16 protein-coding genes are annotated in these 19,175 nt (G+C 66.6%); 12 read left to right on the forward strand and 4 right to left on the reverse strand.

Annotation, left to right across the window (positions count from 1 at the left end; all coding sequences use genetic code 11):
* Nucleotides 1–41 precede the first annotated feature (41 nt).
* The 5 genes from J2X98_RS02420 to clpB all read left to right on the forward strand — a co-directional run bounded on the left by J2X98_RS02420 (nucleotide 42) and on the right by clpB (nucleotide 6,045).
* Complete coding sequence (locus tag J2X98_RS02420; protein WP_307303918.1) at nucleotides 42–452, forward strand: TOBE domain-containing protein; 411 nt, start codon at nucleotides 42–44, stop codon at nucleotides 450–452.
* Nucleotides 449–1,297, forward strand: coding sequence for a molybdate ABC transporter substrate-binding protein (gene modA, locus J2X98_RS02425; RefSeq protein WP_307303920.1), 849 nt, complete (start codon nucleotides 449–451; stop codon nucleotides 1,295–1,297). The genes J2X98_RS02420 and modA overlap by 4 nt, the downstream gene beginning before the upstream one ends.
* A complete protein-coding gene (locus J2X98_RS02430; RefSeq protein WP_307303922.1) occupies nucleotides 1,294–2,184 on the forward strand; it encodes an ABC transporter permease in 891 nt (296 codons plus the stop codon). Before modA ends, J2X98_RS02430 begins: the two co-directional genes overlap by 4 nt.
* The gene (locus J2X98_RS02435) at nucleotides 2,181–3,257 is read left to right on the forward strand and encodes a sulfate/molybdate ABC transporter ATP-binding protein (RefSeq protein WP_307303924.1); all 1,077 of its coding nucleotides are present in this window, start codon (nucleotides 2,181–2,183) and stop codon (nucleotides 3,255–3,257) included. Before J2X98_RS02430 ends, J2X98_RS02435 begins: the two co-directional genes overlap by 4 nt.
* Before the next feature lie 145 nt (nucleotides 3,258–3,402).
* Entirely contained in the window at nucleotides 3,403–6,045 is a 2,643-nt protein-coding gene (gene clpB / locus J2X98_RS02440) for an ATP-dependent chaperone ClpB (protein WP_307303926.1), read from the forward strand.
* A 46-nt stretch (nucleotides 6,046–6,091) separates the two neighbouring features.
* Here clpB and J2X98_RS02445 read toward each other — a convergent pair whose 3' ends face one another.
* Nucleotides 6,092–6,604, reverse strand: a complete 513-nt coding sequence (locus J2X98_RS02445; protein WP_307303928.1) for a septum formation family protein — start codon at nucleotides 6,602–6,604, stop codon at nucleotides 6,092–6,094.
* Nucleotides 6,605–7,043: 439 nt separating this feature from the next.
* On the opposite strand from J2X98_RS02445, the gene J2X98_RS02450 reads away from it, so the two are divergent.
* Together J2X98_RS02450 and J2X98_RS02455 are read left to right on the forward strand one after the other, a co-directional pair.
* A complete protein-coding gene (locus J2X98_RS02450; RefSeq protein ID WP_018772127.1) occupies nucleotides 7,044–7,277 on the forward strand; it encodes a DUF3073 domain-containing protein in 234 nt (77 codons plus the stop codon).
* 224 nt (nucleotides 7,278–7,501) lie between these two features.
* The gene (locus J2X98_RS02455) at nucleotides 7,502–8,278 is read left to right on the forward strand and encodes a VOC family protein (protein ID WP_307303930.1); all 777 of its coding nucleotides are present in this window, start codon (nucleotides 7,502–7,504) and stop codon (nucleotides 8,276–8,278) included.
* Nucleotides 8,279–8,342: 64 nt separating this feature from the next.
* On the opposite strand, the gene purM is transcribed toward J2X98_RS02455, so the two are convergent.
* The 3 genes from purM to J2X98_RS02470 form a co-directional block, all read right to left on the reverse strand.
* Complete coding sequence (gene purM, locus J2X98_RS02460; protein WP_307303933.1) at nucleotides 8,343–9,488, reverse strand: phosphoribosylformylglycinamidine cyclo-ligase; 1,146 nt, start codon at nucleotides 9,486–9,488, stop codon at nucleotides 8,343–8,345.
* Entirely contained in the window at nucleotides 9,485–11,155 is a 1,671-nt protein-coding gene (gene purF / locus J2X98_RS02465) for an amidophosphoribosyltransferase (protein ID WP_141945566.1), read from the reverse strand. The genes purM and purF overlap by 4 nt, the downstream gene beginning before the upstream one ends.
* A gap of 70 nt (nucleotides 11,156–11,225) precedes the next feature.
* Nucleotides 11,226–11,540: a hypothetical protein gene (locus tag J2X98_RS02470; protein WP_141945568.1), complete on the reverse strand. Its 315-nt coding sequence runs from the start codon at nucleotides 11,538–11,540 to the stop codon at nucleotides 11,226–11,228.
* A 294-nt stretch (nucleotides 11,541–11,834) separates the two neighbouring features.
* Here J2X98_RS02470 and J2X98_RS02475 point away from each other — a divergent pair, with 294 nt between their 5' ends.
* The 5 genes from J2X98_RS02475 to J2X98_RS02495 all read left to right on the forward strand — a co-directional run bounded on the left by J2X98_RS02475 (nucleotide 11,835) and on the right by J2X98_RS02495 (nucleotide 19,093).
* A complete protein-coding gene (locus tag J2X98_RS02475) occupies nucleotides 11,835–12,920 on the forward strand; it encodes an S-(hydroxymethyl)mycothiol dehydrogenase (protein ID WP_307303936.1) in 1,086 nt (361 codons plus the stop codon).
* Nucleotides 12,920–13,540, forward strand: coding sequence for an MBL fold metallo-hydrolase (locus tag J2X98_RS02480; RefSeq protein ID WP_307303938.1), 621 nt, complete (start codon nucleotides 12,920–12,922; stop codon nucleotides 13,538–13,540). Before J2X98_RS02475 ends, J2X98_RS02480 begins: the two co-directional genes overlap by 1 nt.
* Nucleotides 13,541–13,641: 101 nt before the next feature.
* Nucleotides 13,642–15,996 carry an FdhF/YdeP family oxidoreductase gene (locus J2X98_RS02485; protein ID WP_307303940.1) on the forward strand — a complete coding sequence of 785 codons (2,355 nt, stop codon included), beginning with the start codon at nucleotides 13,642–13,644 and terminating at the stop codon, nucleotides 15,994–15,996.
* Between the two features lie 377 nt (nucleotides 15,997–16,373).
* On the forward strand, nucleotides 16,374–17,678 hold the full coding sequence (locus J2X98_RS02490; RefSeq protein WP_307303942.1) for an aromatic ring-hydroxylating oxygenase subunit alpha: 1,305 nt from the start codon (nucleotides 16,374–16,376) through the stop codon (nucleotides 17,676–17,678).
* Nucleotides 17,675–19,093 carry a ferredoxin reductase gene (locus J2X98_RS02495; protein WP_141945579.1) on the forward strand — a complete coding sequence of 473 codons (1,419 nt, stop codon included), beginning with the start codon at nucleotides 17,675–17,677 and terminating at the stop codon, nucleotides 19,091–19,093. Before J2X98_RS02490 ends, J2X98_RS02495 begins: the two co-directional genes overlap by 4 nt.
* The last annotated feature ends 82 nt before the right edge of the window (nucleotides 19,094–19,175 follow it).

Below are 19,175 nucleotides of genomic sequence, written 5' to 3' on the forward strand. Positions count from 1 at the left end.
ATGCAGTGTCCGCTGCCGCATCTGCGGACTAGTATCACCTCATGACCCTTATCCGCGTTTCCGAAGCCGCCCGGTTCCTGGGTGTCAGTGACGATACGGTGCGCCGCTGGACAGAGCACGGAACGCTCACCGCGCTCCGCGACCCCAGCGGCCGGCTCGCCGTCGACGGCCTGGAGTTGGCCGCCCAGGCGCAGAAACTGGCCCAGCTTCCCGATGATCCTAAAAACGGCAGCAGTTCCGCCCGGAACAGGTTCGTGGGGCTGGTAACAAATGTCATCACGGACAAAGTCATGGCGCAGGTGGAACTGCAGTGCGGGCCCTTCCGGGTGGTTTCGCTGATGAGCAGCGAGGCCGTGCGCGAGCTGGGCCTTGAGCCGGGCTCCGTGGCCACCGCCGTGGTCAAGGCAACCACCGTTATCATCGAGTCCCCGAAGGGCAGGGCCACCGCATGACCCGGCATGTTTCCATCCTGAAGCCGCGGTTTGCCGCGGCCATGCTTGCCCTGGGCATCTTCCTTCCGGCGGCACTCGGCGGGTGTGCCGCGGATGCCGGCTCCCCCAATACCGGCGCCCCGAATACCGGCGCCGGCTCCCCACCGGGTGGCACCATCACCGTCTTCGCGGCAGCCTCCCTCAAAGCCACCTTCACCCAGCTCGCCCAGAGCTTCGAAGCCGAAAATCCGGGAACCACTGTCACGTTGAGCTTCGCGGGGTCTTCAGACCTTGCCGGCCAGATCAGCCAGGGCGCCCCTGCGGACGTTTTTGCCTCGGCAGACGCCGCCAACATGCAGAAGGTGGAAGACGCACGGCTCGCGGACGGCGCGCCAAAGGACTTCGCCACCAACACCCTGGCCATCGCAGTACCCCCTGGCAACCCGTCCGGTATCCAATCGCTGAAGGACCTGGCCCGGCCGGGCACCAGGCTGGTCATCTGCGCCAGGCAGGTCCCCTGCGGGGCCGCCGCAGCCAAGGCGGCGGCCGCGGCGGGTGTCATGCTGAATCCCGTCAGCGAGGAAAACGCGGTCACCGATGTCCTGGGCAAGGTCATCTCCGGGGAGGCCGACGCCGGGCTGGTCTACGGCACGGACATCAAGGGCGCCGGGTCCAGGGTTGCAGGCATCGCGTTCCCCGAAGCGGGGAGCGCGGTCAACACCTACCCGATTGTCGGAGTCGCCAACGGCCGGAACCGCGCCACGGCACAGGCCTTCATCAACATGGTCACGGGCGCGGAGGGCCAAAAGGTCCTCGCCGCGGCAGGATTCGGGCCGCCCGCCACCCCTGGCGGAAGCGGCAAATGATAAGGAAAGGGGTGGCCACTCGGCAGCGGGTGAAGACGCGCACCCGGGTCCCGGCGTACTCCGGCATCCCGGGCTGGGTCCGCGTCCTTGCAGTCCTGGCGGCCGTCGTCGTCGTGCTTCCGCTGCTGGCCATGGTGCTGAAGGTGGATTGGGCGCACTTCATCCCGCTGGTGACGTCGGAACCGTCGCAGACGGCGCTCGGCCTGAGCCTGCGGACCTCGGCGGCCAGCACCCTGCTGTGCGTCGTGCTCGGCGTCCCGCTGGCGCTGGTCCTGGCCCGGGACACGTTCCGCCTGCAGGGCCTGCTGCGGTCCCTGGTGCTCCTGCCCCTGGTGCTGCCCCCGGTGGTGGGCGGGATCGCGCTGCTGTACACGTTCGGCCGGCAGGGGCTGCTGGGGAAGACGCTGGATGTGCTTGGCCTGCAGATCGCTTTCTCCACCACGGCGGTAGTCCTTGCCCAGACATTCGTGGCGCTGCCCTTCCTGGTGGTGAGCCTCGAAGGTGCGCTGCGGACCTCAGGCTCGCGGTACGAGGCAGTGGCAGCCACCTTGGGCGCCCGCCCTGGCACCGTCTTCCGGCGCGTCACGCTGCCGCTCGTCCTGCCGGGCCTTGCGTCGGGCGCCGTCCTGTCGTTCGCCCGGAGCCTGGGCGAATTTGGTGCCACGCTGACGTTCGCCGGGAGCCTGCAGGGGGTCACCCGGACCCTGCCGCTGGAGATCTACCTCCAGCGCGAGACGGACCCTGATGCCGCCGTCGCCCTGTCACTGGTGCTGGTGGCCGTGGCCGTCGCAGTGGTGGCCCTCGCGTACCGGCGCCCCGCCCTGGTTCGTCCTGCCCCGGCATCACGGACCACGGCGCCAGCACCGGCAGGAGCGGACGTCCCGTGACGCTTTCATTCCACGCAGCCGTGGCCGCGCGTGGTTTCGACGTTTCACTGACGGTCCGGCCCGGCGAAACCGTGGCCGTGATGGGACCCAACGGAGCCGGGAAATCCACGCTCTTGTCCGGCGTCGCCGGCCTGCTGAGTCCGGACGGCGGTCGCGCCGAACTCAACGGCAGGACCCTGTTCGACCTCGACGGCGGAAAGCGCACCTGGACGCCGCCCCATGCCCGGGGAACCGCCCTGCTCGCCCAGGAACCCCTGCTCTTTCCGCACCTGAGTGCCGTGGACAACGTCGCCTTTGGTCTCCGCAGCGCCGGAGTGCCTAAACGGGAGGCCAAGCAGCAGGCCCTGCGCTGGCTCAGCGAGGTGGAGGCCGAAGACCTCGCCCTCCGCCGCCCTGCCGAGCTCTCCGGTGGCCAGGCCCAGCGCGTTGCCGTGGCCCGGGCGCTTGCTGCCGATCCTGCGCTGCTGCTGCTCGATGAACCGCTGGCTGCACTGGACATCCACTCCGCCCCGCTGCTGCGCCGCCTCTTCAAACGGGTCCTTGCAGGGCGGCAGGCCATCATCGTCACGCACGACGTCCTGGACGCGCTGATCCTCGCGGACCGGGTGGTCATCCTGGAAAACGGCAGGATCGCCGAGGAAGGCCCCACGCGGGAGGTGCTGGAGCGGCCGCGCAGCTCCTTCGCCGCCGGCCTCGCCGGACTGAACTTCGTTCCCGGAACACTGCAGGGGGCGGGCGTGCGCACCGAAGAGGGCCTGCAAATCGCCGGCCACGGAGAGGACCCCGGTGGTTCCCGGGATTCAGCCCGGTTGTGCACGCCGGGCGGTCCAGGCGTTGCCGTGTTCCCGCCGTCGGCCGTTTCCGTGTTCCTGGATGACGCGCACGGCAGCCCACGGAACTCGTTCGCCGTCACCATCACGGACCTGGAGCCGCACGGGGACCAGGTCCGCGTCCGCGCCGGCAGCCTCGCCGCAGACATCACGCCCGCCGCCTCCGCAGACCTGGGACTTGTCCCCGGCATGACGGTGCATTTCGTGGTCAAAGCCGCTGCCGTTGCCGTGTACGGGGCGTGACGCCGCGCCGCCGGCCTTGTCCGCGGGGGACCTCCGGCTCTGGACAGCTGTTTCGCCGTGGGCAAACATGGCAAGTGGACCTCGCCGTCCAAAGTTGAGCGTAGTAGACTCAACTTAGTCAACAAGCCCCCGAAAGGAGCTCTCTTTGGACGTCAAATTCACCACCAAGAGCCAGGAGGCTCTTTCGGCCGCGGCAATGAATGCCTCAACAGCCGGCAACCCCCAGGTGGAACCTGCCCACCTCCTCAAAGCGCTGATGGACCAGCGGGAGGGCGTGGCCGTTGCGCTCCTCCGCGCCGCCGGCGCGGATCCCGATTCCGTCAGCGTCCAGGCCAGCAGCGCCATCAAGGCCCTGCCCGCCACGTCCGGCGGCTCCAGCCAGCAGGCGCAGCTGTCCCGGCCCGCACTGCAGGCGATCCAGCATGCCAAGGAGGAAGCTGACCGCCTGGGCGACAGCTTTGTCTCCACGGAGGTGCTCCTGGTGGGCCTGTCCGCCGGCAATGATGCCGCGGCACGCGCGCTGCGTGACGCCGGCGCCTCCCGCGAAGCCCTCCTTGCCGCCCTTCCCGGCATCCGCAACGACCGCAAAGTGGACAGCCCGGATCCGGAAAACACCTTCCAGGCGCTGGAGAAGTACGGCACGGACCTTACCGCCATGGCCCGCGCCGGCAAGCTGGACCCCGTGATCGGCCGCGACTCGGAAATCCGCCGCGTTGTCCAGGTCCTCTCCCGGCGCACCAAGAACAACCCTGTACTGATCGGCGAACCCGGCGTAGGCAAGACCGCCGTCGTGGAAGGCCTGGCCCAGCGGATGGTGGCGCAGGACGTCCCGGAAAGCCTGCGCGGCAAGACCCTGATCTCCCTGGACCTGGGCTCCATGGTGGCCGGGGCCAAGTACCGCGGTGAATTCGAGGAGCGGCTGAAGGCGGTCCTCGAAGAGATCAAGGGCTCCGAGGGCCAGATCGTCACCTTCATCGACGAGATCCACACGGTGGTGGGGGCCGGTGCCACCGGCGACTCCTCGATGGACGCCGGGAACATGCTCAAGCCCATGCTGGCACGCGGCGAGTTGCGGCTGATCGGTGCCACCACCCTGGACGAGTACCGCGAAAACATTGAAAAGGACGCGGCGCTGGAACGCCGCTTCCAGCAGGTCTATGTCGGCGAGCCCAGCGTGGAGGACACTATCGGCATCCTCCGCGGCCTGAAGGAACGGTACGAAGCGCACCACAAGGTGTCCATCGCCGACTCCGCCCTGGTAGCGGCCGCCACCCTGTCCAACCGCTACATCTCGGGCCGCCAGCTGCCGGACAAGGCCATCGACCTTGTGGACGAGGCCGCGTCCCGCCTGCGGATGGAGATCGACTCCGCTCCGGAGGAAATCGACCAGCTGCGGCGCCAGGTGGACCGGCTCACCATGGAGGAACTGGCGCTGGCCGGTGAATCGGATCCCGCGTCCGTGGAGCGCCTCGCCGCACTTCGGGCTGACAAGGCGGACAAGGAAGAAGAGCTTTCCGCCCTGAACGCCAGATGGGAAGCCGAGAAGGCCGGCCTCAACCGGGTGGGTGACCTGAAGGCCAAGCTCGACGAGCTCCGCTCCGCCGCTGACAAGGCCCAGCGCGAGGGTGACCTGGAAACTGCCTCAAGGATCCTTTACGGCGAAATTCCGGCCCTTGAGCGGGAGCTGAATGCCGCTGCCGAGGCTGAGGCCGCCGTGACCGACAAGTCCGCCCAGATGGTGGCCGAGGAAGTGACCGCGGAAGACATCGCCGAGGTTATCTCCGCCTGGACCGGCATCCCCGCCGGCCGCATGCTGCAGGGCGAAAGCCAGAAGCTGCTGCACATGGAAGAGGAGCTGGGAACCCGTTTGATTGGCCAGTCCAAGGCCGTGACCGCGGTATCGGATGCCGTCCGGCGTGCCCGTGCGGGTATCAGCGACCCCAACCGCCCCACCGGCTCCTTCCTGTTCCTGGGCCCCACCGGCGTCGGCAAGACTGAGCTGGCCAAGGCCCTGGCGGACTTCCTGTTCGACGACGAACGCGCCATGGTGCGCATCGACATGTCCGAGTACGGCGAGAAGCACAGCGTCGCCCGGCTGGTCGGGGCGCCTCCGGGATACGTGGGCTACGAGGAAGGCGGCCAGCTGACCGAGGCGGTACGCCGTCGTCCGTACTCCGTGGTGCTGCTCGACGAGGTGGAGAAGGCGCACCCTGAGGTGTTCGACATCCTCCTGCAGGTGCTCGACGACGGCCGCCTCACCGACGGCCAGGGCCGCACCGTGGACTTCCGCAACGTAATCCTGGTGCTCACCTCCAACCTGGGCAGCCAGTTCCTGGTGGACCAGACCATGGATGCCGAGGCCAAGCGCAATGCCGTCATGGCGACCGTAAATGCGTCCTTCAAGCCTGAGTTCCTGAACCGGCTCGACGAGGTGGTGCTGTTCGACGCCCTCACGGTGGAGGAGCTGGCGCACATTGTGGAGCTGCACGTGGCGGAACTGGGGCGGCGGCTGCACGAGCGGCGGCTCACCCTGGACGTCACCGACGGCGCCAAGGCATGGCTGGCGCTGTCCGGCTACGACCCGGCCTACGGTGCCCGGCCGCTGCGCCGCCTGGTGCAGCGCGAGATCGGGGACCGGCTGGCCAAAGCCATCCTTGCGGGCGAAATCAGTGACGGCGACACCGTCCTCGTGGACACGGCGCCGGACTTTGGCGAACTCACCAACGACAAGGTGGACACGCTGACCGGCGCCCCAAGCTCCGGGCTGTCGGTGCGGCGGAAGGGCTAACAGGCGGCCGCAGCTCCGTAGGCGTGCTGTCCCGGCGGGTTGACCGTCAGGGCAGCACGCTCGCGTTAATGACGTTGCCTCCGTCGGCCGTGACGTAGCAGTCCACCCTGCGGTCGCCCGACTGCCAACTGGTGGTGCTGGGGTAGCTGCGCTGGTAGTTGAGCTGGAACTGCTTTGCGGCGGGGCCGAGCTTGGCCGCCTGGCATACCTCCAGGGCCTTGGCCTTGAGGGCATCGGCGCCCGGGTACGCAGCACTGTCCGGGTAGCGGAGGGTGGCCACGAGCTGCGCCGAGTGGCCAGTGTCGCAGGCAACCACGGTGGAGGCCAGTCCCTGGGGATCGAAATCCTTGAAGCAGTCACCTACCGCGTAGGTCGCCGGCGCGACGCCATCGCGGGGGAGTGGCTGGGCGGTGGCGGGCGGCGTCGCGGCAGTCTGCAGCACGGCCGGCGCCTGGTTCTTCTCCGTGTCGCCGCCGGAAGAAGAATTCAGCCAGAGGGCAAGCCAGGCCAGGGAGCCTGCAACGGCCACGATAACGACGATGAGGAACGCTCTCCACAAAGCCGGTCTCCTGTTGGCGTGCTGATCCGGTGCGGGATCATGGTGCTGTTGGGGCCACGTGACTGATTCAGGGGCGGGTGCCGAAAAAGGGCCGCCGGCTTGGATTTTTGGCAGGCTTCCGGTGCTGGGCGGGGACGCGGGTTTGGGCGGGATGTCCTGGTGGTTCACGGGTGCGCATCCTCCTGGTTTTGGTTCCACGGCCCGCCGGCGGCCAGGCAAAATCTGCAGTTGTTAAGTGACTCTACCGAAGAAAAATGCCGGAATCCCGCGGGTGGAGGTGCGTCATGGTACCCGACAGGCCGCTCGTGGCCGATCGGCGGCGAGCGGGGCCCGCCGAAAGCATGTAATCTAGGTGTACGACAAATTGACCAAACATTCCGGGGCCTCACCGATCGCCAAGGTGACCACCTCCGGTCCAAGTACAAAAGGGGGTCACGCCATGGGGCGCGGCCGTCAAAAGGCAAAAGCTACCAAGCAGGCTCGGGATATTAAGTACTACTCCCCGAACACTGACTACTCGGCACTTCAGCGCGAGCTGACGGGCCCAGGCAGTCGGTCAACGAGCCATTACTCGAATGAGCCGGTTGAGCCGGACTATTCGGCTTATGTGGACAAGTACGCGGATGATTTGGATGACGATGACGACGAGGTAGACAACCGTCGCATCGGCTAGTTGTTGCAAGCCTGCCGTGGTCCCTGGCCCGGCTGCTGTGGCGCCACTGCACATACTGATTCCGCAGGCAACTCTTTACGCGGATCCAGCGAATGTGCGGAATCTCCTCTTGCCACCCGTTTCCGGGTGACCGCTTACTTTGCGGGGCCCGCTGACGCCCGGATTACCGGTGCGGCAGCGGGCTTTCCGTGTTGGCCGGCGCACCGCGTTGGTAACCTGACCGGATGACTGTTCGCACAACCTACGCCAACGGCGAGCCCTGCTGGGCAGACCTGCAGACCCCGGATGTTCCCGCCGCTAAAGACTTCTACGGCCGGATCTTTGGCTGGACCTACCAGGACTTTCCCACCCCGGATGGCCGCAACTACGCGCAGGCGTTTGCCCACGGGCACCTCGTGGCCACGATTGCCCCGCAAAGCCCTCTGCAGCTGCAGGCCGGCACAGCAGCGAAGTGGAATGTCTATTTCGCAGCCAAGGACGCCCCTGACCTGCTCGAGGAGTCACAGCACGCCGGGGGGACCGCGCAGTTCGGCCCGGAGCAGGTGGGCGACACCGGCGTCCTGGGCTTCCTTTCTCCTCCAGGCGGCGGCACCACGGGCATCTGGCAGGCCGGTACCCACTTCGGCAGCCACCTCTTCAACGAGCCAGGCGCGCTGGCCTGGGCGGAGCTCATCACACCCGAGCCGCAGGCCGCCGTCGGCTTCTTCCAGCAGCTTTTCGGGCATGAGGTCACCGAATACCCCCAGGACGACGGCGGCAGCTACAGTACCCTGCTCATCGGCGGCAACGAGGTGGCCGGCGTCGTTCCTGCGGACCCGGGCGACGAGGCGGACTGGCAGATCTACTTTGGCGTGGCGGAGGTGGGGGCGGCGGCAGCGGCCGCCCGCGCTGCAGGCGGCCAGGTCCTTGTGGAGCCGGATGAGCCAGCAGCGGAAGGCTCCCTGGCCACCATTGAGGATCCGCAGGGCGGGGTCCTGAACCTCATCCAGGTTTCTGCTTAAGACAGGTTTCTGCTTAAAAGCGGAGGCTCCCCACCGGTTCAGTGGGGAGCCTCCTGTTGGCTGGCTAGGCGTAAGCGTTGACCAGGCGGACAGCGCCGCCGTCCACGCCCTTGGCGCCCTGCACGTAGTCGGGGCCGGATTTCACGATGGAGTCGGAATCTTCGGCAACCGTGCCCATGACCCAGGAGGGCAGGCCGCGGTCGTTCAACCGTGCGACGGCGGCATCGGCGGCTTCGGGGGACACGATGGCCACCATGCCGACGCCCAGGTTCAGGGTGCGCTCGAGGTCTGCCAGGGGAACGTTGCCCAGTTCAGATACGAGCTTGAAGATGGCGGGCAGTTCCCAGGTGGCGCGGTCCACCGTGGCCACCAGGCCCTGCGGCAGGACGCGGGCAAGGTTCGCGGCGAGGCCGCCGCCGGTGACATGGCTGAAGCCGTGGACGGCGGCGCCGGCGCTGACCGGGAAGGTCCGGGCCAGGTCCAGGCAGTCGGCGGCGTAGACGCGGGTGGGTTCCAGGAGTTCCTCGCCCAGGGTACGGCCGAGTTCGGAGACCTGCCGGTCCAGGGCCCAGCCGGCGTGGTTGATGACGCGGCGGACCAGGGAGTAACCGTTGGAGTGCAGGCCGGACGATGCCATGCCGATCACAACGTCGCCGGCGCGGACACGGTCCGGGCCCAGCAGTGCGTCCGCTTCCACCACGCCGGTGGCTGCGCCCGCAACGTCGTATTCGTGTTCGCCCAGCAGGCCAGGGTGCTCAGCGGTTTCGCCGCCCACCAGGGCGGTTCCCGCCACAGAGCAGGCGGAGGCGATGCCGCGGACGATTCCCGCGATACGCTCCGGAACCACCTTGCCGCAGGCAATGTAGTCAGTCATGTAGAGCGGTTCGGCGCCAACCACCACGATGTCGTCGACAACCATGCCCACTAGGTCGAATCCGATGGTGTCGTGGATGTCCATTGCCTGTGCGATGGCAACCTTGGTGCCCACACCGTCGGTGGACGTTGCCAGCAGGGGCTTCTTGTAGGTCAGCAGCTGTGAAACGTCGTAAAGGCCGGCGAAGCCGCCCACCCCGCCGATCACCGAGGAGTTGTGGGTTGCCTTGACGGCATCCTTCATGAGCTCAACGGCGCGGTCCCCGGCTTCAACGTCCACGCCTGCGGAGGCGTAGGTGATGCCGGAGTCTTCTGCGGCGGGGCTAGCGGAAGTCATACGGAGTCCTTCTTGTCGGCGCTGGTGGCGGCGTGTACGTCGGGCACGAGGTCGGCTTCGGTCAGCAGGTTCTCGAATTCGGAGTCCGGGCCCGGATCGCAGCCCGTGGCACCGGCCTTCTCCGCCGGATCCTCGGTGGCGTCCACGGCCAGGGCGGCGGTTTCGCCGGGAAGCGCCGACGGCGAAGGCTTCAGGCTCCCCAGGTCGGTGCGCTCCAGCAGGTTCTTGCCCAGCTTGTCGGCGTCCGGAAGCTTGATGGGGTACTTGCCGGTGAAGCAGGCGGTGCAGAGGCGTTCGCGCGGCTGCCGGGTTGCCCCGATCATGCCGTCCTCGGAGATGTAGGCCAGGGAGTCGGCGCCGATGGCCTGGGAGATCTCCTCGATGGTGGCGCCGTTGGCGATCAGCTCCGCGCGCGATGCGAAGTCGATGCCGTAGAAGCATGGCCACTGGACCGGCGGGGAGGAAATTTTGACGTGGACGGCGGCGGCGCCGGCTTCCCGGAGCATCCGGACGATGGCCCGCTGGGTGTTGCCGCGGACGATCGAGTCATCCACCACCACAACGCGCTTGCCGCGGATCACGGATTCAAGGGCGTTCAGCTTGAGCCGGATGCCCAGCTGGCGCAGGGTCTGGGAGGGCTGGATGAACGTGCGGCCCACATAGGAGTTCTTGACGAAGCCGTGGGCGAAGGGGATGCCGGATTCCTCGGCGTAACCCACGGCTGCGGGGGTGCCCGATTCCGGGACGGGGATGACGATGTCTGCAGCCTGCGTGTTTTCCCGGGCCAGCTGGCGGCCCATCTCCACTCGGGATTCGTACACGGAACGGCCTGCGATGGCGGCGTCCGGGCGTGCAAGGTACACGTACTCGAAAACGCAGCCGGCCGGCGTCGGCTCGGCGAAGCGCTTGGACCGCACGCCCTGCTCGTCGATGGCAATGAACTCGCCCGGTTCGATTTCGCGGATGAAGCTGGCGCCCACGGTGGCCAGGGCGGACTGTTCCGAAGCCACAACCCAGCCGCGCTCCAGCCGGCCCAGGACCAGCGGGCGGATGCCGAAGGTGTCGCGTGCCGCGTACAGGGTGCCCTCGTCCATGAAGACGAAGCAGAATCCGCCCTTGATCTTGGGCAGGAGCTCGGTGGCGGTTTCCTCCAGGGTCTTGCCCGGTTCGCCTTCCAGCAGCGCGGTGACCAGGGCGGTGTCCGAGGTGTTGCCCTGCTTCATTTCGCCGGTGAGCTGGCCGCCGTTGCGTTCGGTGATCATGGCGTTGAGCTCGGCCGTGTTGGTGAGGTTGCCATTATGGGCCAGGGCAACGGTGCCCGTGGCGGTAGCGCCGAGGGTGGGCTGGGCATTGGCCCAGTGGCTGGCGCCGGTGGTCGAGTAACGGCAGTGGCCGACTGCCAGGTGCCCCGTGAGGGTGTTCAGGGTGGTCTCGTCGAAGACCTGGGACACGAGTCCCATGTCCTTGTAGACGTTGATCCGTTTACCGTCGCTCGTGGCTATGCCAGCCGACTCCTGACCGCGGTGCTGCAGTGCATACAGCCCGTAATAGGTTAGTTTTGCTACTTCTTCGCCTGGGGCCCAGACGCCGAAGACGCCGCAAGCGTCCTGCGGGCCTTTTTCGCCGGGGAGAAGATCATGGGAAAGTTTTCCATCGCCGCGTGCCACTGGTCGATTATCTCACGACATGGGGTATGACTTTTGCGCCGCCCGTTTATGACCCGCAGCGGGCGGCCCGCTAAGCCAAGGGATCAGTGTCCGGCTCAGAATCGGAAACGGCCTCCACCACGGCCCGTTCCTGCCGTTTGACGCTGCGGCGGTCCAGGACCAGCGCAAGTGCGGCACCCAAAAGAGCGCCGCCGGCGGCAAACATCACCATGAAGAAACCGAAGACTGAACCGGGATCGAAAGTGGCGTCCCCCGGCAACGCGTAGGCCACGATTGCGGCGGCCACCACACCCACCAGCGCGCCCACGATCAGGAATGGAACGTACTTGGGTGCCCGGCGGACGGTCACTTCGCGCCGCTCGGCAGGGTGTTCTTCAAAAGACATGCCATCCAGCCTACTGCCCCGGCCCGAGTCGACACAGCGCACCTTCCAGCCCTGTGTACGTCCCGTCTTTCACTGGCCGGCAACTGATATATCTATTGACACGCGGTGTGGCCACTGTCATATTCGTGAGGAAGCGTCTGGTGCGCCCGGTTGCGCAATACGCAATTCACTCGATGGTGCCGTATTGGTGTGCCGACCCGGGACGTGGTTCCCGGGGAGGGCAGGTCAGCTAGATTGGCTCTTGGTGCCGACTCCCGCGGGATCCGGCCGGATCCCGGAAAGGAACACAGACTCATGGTTCATAAAGTTCAAGCAGTAGTGGTCAAGGAGAAGAACGCTCCGGTGTCGCTGGAGACCATCCTGGTGCCGGATCCGGGCCCGGGTGAGGCTCTGGTGGACATCCTGACCTGCGGTGTCTGCCACACGGACCTGCATTACAAGCAGGGCGGCATCGGCGAGGATTTCCCGTACCTGCTGGGCCACGAGGCCACCGGCGTGGTCAGTGCTGTGGGCCCGGACGTGACGTCCGTGGCACCGGGCGACAAAGTGATCCTGAACTGGCGCGCCGTGTGCGGTGAGTGCCGGGCATGCGCCAAGGGCCAGCCGCAGTACTGCTTCAACACCCACAACGCCACCCAGAAGATGACGCTTGAGGACGGCACGGTCCTGTCCCCGGCGCTGGGCATCGGTGCCTTCGCTGAAAAGACCCTGGTGGCCGCCGGGCAGTGCACCAAGGTGGACCCCGAGGCAGACGCCGCCGCGGTGGGGCTGCTGGGTTGCGGCATCATGGCCGGCATCGGCGCGGCGATCAACACCGGCGAGGTCAAGCGCGGCGAGTCCGTCGCGGTGATCGGCTGTGGCGGCGTGGGCATCGCAGCGATCGCCGGCGCGAAGCTGGCGGGTGCGACGACGATCATCGCGGTGGACATCGATGACAACAAGATCGGGATGGCCAAGTCGCTCGGCGCCACCCACGGCGTGAACTCCAAGCAGGAGGACGCCGTGGAAGCCATCCGTGCACTGACCGGAGGCCACGGGGCCGACGTGGTGATTGACGCCGTCGGCCGTCCTGAAACGTACAAGCAGGCGTTCTACGCCCGCGACCTTGCCGGCCGCGTGGTCCTGGTGGGTGTGCCAACGCCGGACATGACGCTGGAACTGCCGCTGCTGGACGTCTTTGGCCGCGGCGGGTCGCTGAAGTCCTCCTGGTACGGCGACTGCCTGCCCTCCCGGGACTTCCCCATGCTCGTCTCGCACTACCAGCAGGGCAACCTGGACCTGGACGCCTTTGTCTCCGAACGCATCAGCATCGACCAGGTGGAGGAGGCCTTCGAAAAGATGCACGAGGGCAAGGTCCTCCGTTCCGTGGTGGAGATCTGATGGCGGTCAGCATCGAGAACCTGGTCACCTCGGGCACGTTCTCGCTCGACGGCGGCACCTGGGACGTGGACAACAACGTCTGGATCGTGGGCAACGACGAGGAATGCGTCATCATTGATGCGCCCCACGACGCCGCCGCGATCATCAACCAGGTCCGCAGCCGCAAGGTCAAGGCCATCCTGCTGACGCACGCGCACAACGACCACATCGGCGCCGCCCGCGAAGCCGCCGACGCGCTGGGCGCCCCGATCGTCCTGAACGAGGAGGACCTGGTGCTGTGGGAACAGGTCTACCCGGACGCCAAGCCGGACCACTACCACTCGGACGGGGACGTCTTCGAGGTGGGCGGGGCAACCCTGCGGGCGATCCACACCCCGGGCCACTCGCCGGGATCCACCTGCTTCTACCTTGAAAGCGAGGGGACGGTGTTCACCGGCGACACCCTGTTCAACGGCGGCCCGGGTGCCACCGGCCGGTCCTACAGCGACTACCCCACCATCCTGAAGTCCATCCGCGAACGGCTGCTGACGCTGCCGGCCGATACCGTGGTCCGCACCGGCCACGGGGACGACACCACCATCGCCGCGGAGCAGGAAACGCTGGCAAAGGTCCCGCAGTAACCTGCAGCAATCATTGATGCGCCAGTGAAAAGCGCGCCGGGAAACCCCGGCGCGCTTTTCACTGACCATCAAACAGCAGAGCCGTAAAGGAAGTTGGAACAATGAAGTTCGGTAAGCAGCCCGCCCCCATCGCGGACATCAACGAGGACAACCTCGAGGTCCACAAGCCAAAGACCGAGGCCGCCGGGGTCAAGGCCGTGATGGTGGCCCTGGAGCGCGCCGTGGCGCAGGCGGGCGTGACGCGTACGGCCCAGTCCCTGCTGCGGTTGAACCAGCGCGGCGGGTTCGACTGCCCGGGCTGTGCCTGGCCCGAATCGGACAAGAAGCGCAAAGCGGCCGAGTTCTGCGAGAACGGCGCCAAGGCGGTGGCCGAAGAGAACACCCTGCGCACCGTGGGGGCCGACTTCTGGGCCACACACTCGATTGCTGAACTTTCCACGAAGACCGAGTACTGGCTGGGCAACCAGGGGCGCCTCGCCGAACCGGTGGTCATCCGGGAAGGGGAGACGCACTATTCGCCGATTTCCTGGGCGGACGCGTTCGAGTTGATCGGTGAGCATATTCGGGCCAGCACCCCTGACCGCTGCGTGTTCTATACCTCCGGGCGCACCGCGAATGAGACGGCGTTCCTGTACCAACTGTTCGCCCGGTCCATCGGGACCAACAACCTGCCGGACTGCTCCAACATGTGCCACGAATCCTCGGGGTCCGCGCTGAACCCGACCATCGGGATCGGCAAGGGCACGGTGTCCCTGGATGACATCCATGATGCTGAGCTGATCTTCGTCGTCGGGCAGAATCCCGGCACCAACCATCCGCGCATGCTCTCTGCGCTGAAGGAGTGCAAGGACAAGGGCGGCAAGGTGGTGGCCGTGAACCCCCTGCCCGAGGCCGGCCTGTTCAACTTCCGCGACCCGCAGACGCTCTCCGGTGTGGTGGGCGGCGGCACGCCCTTGGCCGACGAATACCTGCAGATCAAGGTCGGCGGCGACCTGGCATTGTTCCAGGCGCTTGGCCACCTGCTCCTGGAAGCCGAGGAGCAGAACCCGGGGACCGTCGTCGACCATTCCTTCATCGCCGCGCAGACGGACGGCTTCGACGCCTACCGTGACGCCCGCGCCACCCTGGACTGGGATGAGACAGAGCGCGCCACGGGCCTGGCCCGGGAGCAGATCGAAAAGGTCGCCGGCATGCTCATCAAATCCAAGGCCTCCATCTTCTGCTGGGCGCTGGGCGTGACCCAGCAGCCGCACTCGGTGGACACCATCAAGGAGATGGTCAACGTCCTGCTGCTGCAGGGCAACTTCGGCAAGCCGGGCGCGGGCGCCTGCCCTGTCCGCGGCCACTCCAACGTCCAGGGCGACCGGACCATGGGCATCTGGGAAAAGCCCAGCGAAAAGCTCCTCGCCGCTATCGACGCCGAATTTGGCATCACGTCCCCGCGGCACCACGGCTACGATGCAGTCGAATCCATGGAAGCCTTCGAACGGGACGAAGTGGACGTGTTCGTTTCGATGGGCGGCAACTTCTCGCTCGCCTGCTCGGACACCGAGGCCCTGGAAGCGGGGATGCAGCGGATCGGGCTGACCGTCCACATCTCCACCAAGCCCAACCGCTCGCACGTGGTGCACGGACGCACCTCGCTGATCCTGCCCACCCTGGGCCGCACGGACAAAGACGACAAGCACCCCAAAGGCGCCCAGTTCCTCTCCGTGGAGGACTCCATGTCCGTGGTCCACTCCACGCAGGGCCGCCTGACCCCGGTCTCGGAGCACCTGCTGGCCGAGCCTGTGATCGTCGCCCGGATGGCGGAAGCCACGTTCGGCCCAGAGCACCCGGTGGACTGGCAGGCCATGGCGGAGGACTACGACGTGATCCGCGACCACATCGCCCGCGTGCTGCCCGGCTTTGAGGACTTCAATGCCAGGGTCCGGACCAGGAACGGGTTCGTGCTGCCCAATCCGCCGCGCGACTCCCGCTCCTTCGCCACCGACATCGGCAGGGGCCGGTTCACCGTCAGCCCACTGGAGTACCTGACGCCGCCGCCGGGACACCTGGTGCTGCAGACCATCCGCAGCCACGACCAGTACAACACCACCTTCTACGGCCTGGACGACCGCTACCGGGGGATCTCCGACGGGCGCCGCGTGATCCTGATCCACCCCGAAGACCTGGCCGAGTCCGGGTTCCAGGACCGGGAGCTGGTGGACGTGATCAGCACCTTCCAGGGCGTGGACCGCAGGGCCAATAGATTCCGCCTTGTGGCCTACCCCACCGCAAAGGGCTGCGCCGCCGCCTACTTCCCCGAGGCCAACGCCCTGGTCCACAAGGAGAACGTTGCCCGGGTGTCCAATACCCCCGGCTTCAAGGCCATGTTCGTCCGCTTCGAACCGCATCAGGGAGAGGTGGCGGCGGCCCAGGCATCCGCGGGCGAGCTGGCAGGGACGCCGGCTTAGCGCGCCATTATATCCACAACATAAGGCCCGCGACGACGGCACACCGGCAGCCCGGTGTGCCGTCGTTTTAATGCCGCCGTTTTCGGGCCTGGAGCGCGCGCGCCAGGGCTACAAAGCGCGCTGTCGCGGCACCCCACGTAATGCTTTTTCGTCATATCTGAAATTGATTGACAGTGGGCGTGGCAGGAGTCACACTGTTGCATATGGTGATCGCTGTTGCGTTGGATGCTTCCAGAATCTCGCTGGAGTCATCGTTTCTGTTCCCGATGGACCTCCCCACGTTCGGGACCAGGATGTCGTGGACATTCCCTGTTGCCCCGCCTGCTCCGTAATCACCCCAACTCGCTTACTACCCAGCCCTATTCGGGAGGAAACACATGACTACCTCAGTGAACGCGCCCCTCAGCGCACGCGGAAAACTCGCGTCAACAATGCCTGCCGAGCAGCTGGCTGAGATCACCGAGCTCTTCGCTCTGCGGCGCACCGGCTACTCCCTGGACGCCCCCTTCTACACCGACCCCACGATCTTCAAGCTCGACATGGAGGCCATCTTCGGCCAGCACTGGATCTTTGCCGGCAGCGTTGCCGAGCTGCCGGAGCCGGGCGACTACATCACGGTGGACTACGGCCCCTACTCCCTGATTGTGCTGCGCACCGACGAGGGCGACGTCAACGTCCTGCACAACGTCTGCCGCCACCGCGGTGCACGTGTCCTGACCGAGGCTGCCGGCTCCACCGGAAACCTGGTCTGCGGCTACCACTCCTGGACCTACTCTCCCGAGGGCAACCTGATCCACGCCTCCGCCCCGGGCGAGGCGAAGTTCGACAAGAACTGCTTTGCCCTCAAGCGCGCCCACAGCCGCGAGGTTGCCGGGCTCATCTTTGTCTGCATCGCGGACGTTCCGCCCGCAGACTTCGACGAGACCGCCAAGATCTTCGAGCCCTACCTGGCGCCCCACGACCTGGCCAAGACGAAGATTGCCTACCAGCAGAACATCATCGAAGAAGGCAACTGGAAGCTCGTCATGGAAAACAACCGTGAGTGCTACCACTGCGACGGACACCCGGAGCTGGCCTGCTCGCTCTTCCCCACGTGGGGCCTGACCGAGGGACTGATCCCGACCCACCTCGAAGAGGTCTGGGACCGCAACAAGCAAGCCCAGTCCTCCCTTGAGGAGCGCTGCCGCCGCTACGGCTTGCCCTACGAGGTGGTTGAGGAACTCGATACCCGCGTTGCCGGTATCCGTATCTCACGCGAATCCCTGGACGGCGAAGGTGAATCGTTCTCGGCCGACGGCCGCCGGCTCTCCAAGAAGCTGCTCGGCGACCTGCCGGACTTCCGCCTGGGCCGCTGCTCGATGCACCTGCAGCCCAACAGCTGGTTCCACTTCCTGGGGGACCACGTCATCACGTTCGGCGTCTTCCCCATCAACGAGCACCAGTCCCTGGTCCGCACCACCTGGCTGGTGGCTGACGACGCCGAGGAAGGCGTTGACTACGACCTCGACAAGCTCACCTACACCTGGAAGCAGACCAACCTGCAGGACAAGGCGTTCGTGGAGCTGTGCCAGCAGGGCGCCGCCAGCCCCGCCTACGAGCCCGGCCCCTACATGAAGAGCGAATACCAGGTGGAGGCCTTTATCAACTGGTACGTCCAGCGTGTGCAGGAGCACTTGGCATGATTGAGGTCCTCTCTGAGACGGCCGTCCAGGAACCACAGCGCATCCGTGGCCTTGAAATGCCGTGGAACCGGGTGATGGGCAGTCACGAAGGACCGGCCAGTGCAGCCAAGGCCCTGGGCCCGTGGCATCCGCAGGAGTTCATGGCCGAATGCGTCGAGACGGTTCCCGAAGCGGGCGGCATGATGACGTTCGTGTTCCGCCGCTGCGACGGCGCGCCCCTGGCGTTCCGCGCGGGCCAATACGTGAACATCGCCTTCCCGGTGAACGGAGACGACCAGGAGCCGGTGGACCGCAGCTACTCGCTGTCCAGTTCACCCACGGAACCGTGGACCTTCAGCGTCACCGTCAAGCGCGACGCTGGCGGACTGGTTTCCCCCTGGGTGCACCAGAACGTCAGGCCCGGCACCGTCCTGGACATGCTGGGACCCGTGGGGGCGTTCCACCTGCCCGACGCCGACCGGCGGGCCCGGTACCTGTTCCTGGCCGCCGGCGCCGGCATTACCCCCATCATGTCGATGCTGCGGACCATCCACTCCCTGCCGGGGACCGCCGACGTGGTGGTGCTCTACCACGGCGCGGAGGCCGGCGGGTTTGCCTTCCACCGGGAGCTGGCCTACATCGCTTCCGTCGATTCGCGGGTCAAGGTCTTCTACGCCCTGGGCGACCGCGGCAGGCCCGAGGACTGGGAAGGCTTCAGCGGGCGGCTGACCTCAGCCATGATCGACGAGGTGGCGCCCGACGCCAACGGCCGGCAGGTGTACGCCTGCGGACCCGAGGGTTACCTGAACACCGCCACTGAACTGCTCAGGAACGTGGGCGTCGACGATACTTCCATCTACATGGAGTTCTTCTCCGGCGACCGGCAGACCCTCCTTGAATACCAGGCCGAGCTCGCACTGGCCGCGGACATCGCCGAGGAGATCGCTGAGGAGATCGCGGAGTCCGCAGGGGACTACTTCGAAGGCCAGCCCGCAGCGTTCGGGATCTACGAGCCCGGCTATGACGACGATGGAACCCTTCAGGCCAACGGACTGGCTCTGGAAGCCGCCACGCCGGAAGCCCCCGCCGCCGGCACCCCGGCTGTGGGGACGGAGGCTGCGGCCCCGGAGACCCAGGTCCCTGACGCCTCAAGCTTCGACACCGTGGGTACCGGCAGCCTCACCCTGTCCTTCATGCGCACCGGGATCAATGTCCGGATCGACCCGGAGGAGCACATCCTTGGGGTGGCGCAACGTGCGGGTGTCCGGATTGGAGCCAACTGCAAGGAGGGCATGTGCGGCTCCTGCAAGGTGGTCAAGCTGTCCGGGGAGATCGACATGAACCACCAGGGCGGAATCCGCAAACGGGAAATTGATGCCGGCAAGTTCCTTCCCTGCTGTTCCACGGCGCGCACCGACATGGTGATCGACGCCTAGCCGTTCCCCGAACCGGCGGCCGCCCCGCGCAGCCCCAAGATTCACCGCAAGTGAAAAGTAAGACCCCACGGAAGGCCTGAGG

It is taken from the genome of Pseudarthrobacter enclensis (assembly GCF_030811655.1).
Taxonomy (GTDB): domain Bacteria; phylum Actinomycetota; class Actinomycetes; order Actinomycetales; family Micrococcaceae; genus Arthrobacter; species Arthrobacter enclensis_A.

Coding starts and splice junctions, on each gene's coding strand:
- J2X98_RS02420 (WP_307303918.1), top strand. CDS start 42: ATGACCCTTATCCGCGTTTCCGAAGCCGCCCGGTTCCTGGGTGTCAGT.
- modA (WP_307303920.1), top strand. CDS start 449: ATGACCCGGCATGTTTCCATCCTGAAGCCGCGGTTTGCCGCGGCCATG.
- J2X98_RS02430 (WP_307303922.1), top strand. CDS start 1,294: ATGATAAGGAAAGGGGTGGCCACTCGGCAGCGGGTGAAGACGCGCACC.
- J2X98_RS02450 (WP_018772127.1), top strand. CDS start 7,044: ATGGGGCGCGGCCGTCAAAAGGCAAAAGCTACCAAGCAGGCTCGGGAT.
- J2X98_RS02455 (WP_307303930.1), top strand. CDS start 7,502: ATGACTGTTCGCACAACCTACGCCAACGGCGAGCCCTGCTGGGCAGAC.
- purM (WP_307303933.1), bottom strand. CDS start 9,488: ATGACTTCCGCTAGCCCCGCCGCAGAAGACTCCGGCATCACCTACGCC.
- J2X98_RS02470 (WP_141945568.1), bottom strand. CDS start 11,540: ATGTCTTTTGAAGAACACCCTGCCGAGCGGCGCGAAGTGACCGTCCGC.
- J2X98_RS02475 (WP_307303936.1), top strand. CDS start 11,835: ATGGTTCATAAAGTTCAAGCAGTAGTGGTCAAGGAGAAGAACGCTCCG.
- J2X98_RS02480 (WP_307303938.1), top strand. CDS start 12,920: ATGGCGGTCAGCATCGAGAACCTGGTCACCTCGGGCACGTTCTCGCTC.
- J2X98_RS02485 (WP_307303940.1), top strand. CDS start 13,642: ATGAAGTTCGGTAAGCAGCCCGCCCCCATCGCGGACATCAACGAGGAC.
- J2X98_RS02490 (WP_307303942.1), top strand. CDS start 16,374: ATGACTACCTCAGTGAACGCGCCCCTCAGCGCACGCGGAAAACTCGCG.
- J2X98_RS02495 (WP_141945579.1), top strand. CDS start 17,675: ATGATTGAGGTCCTCTCTGAGACGGCCGTCCAGGAACCACAGCGCATC.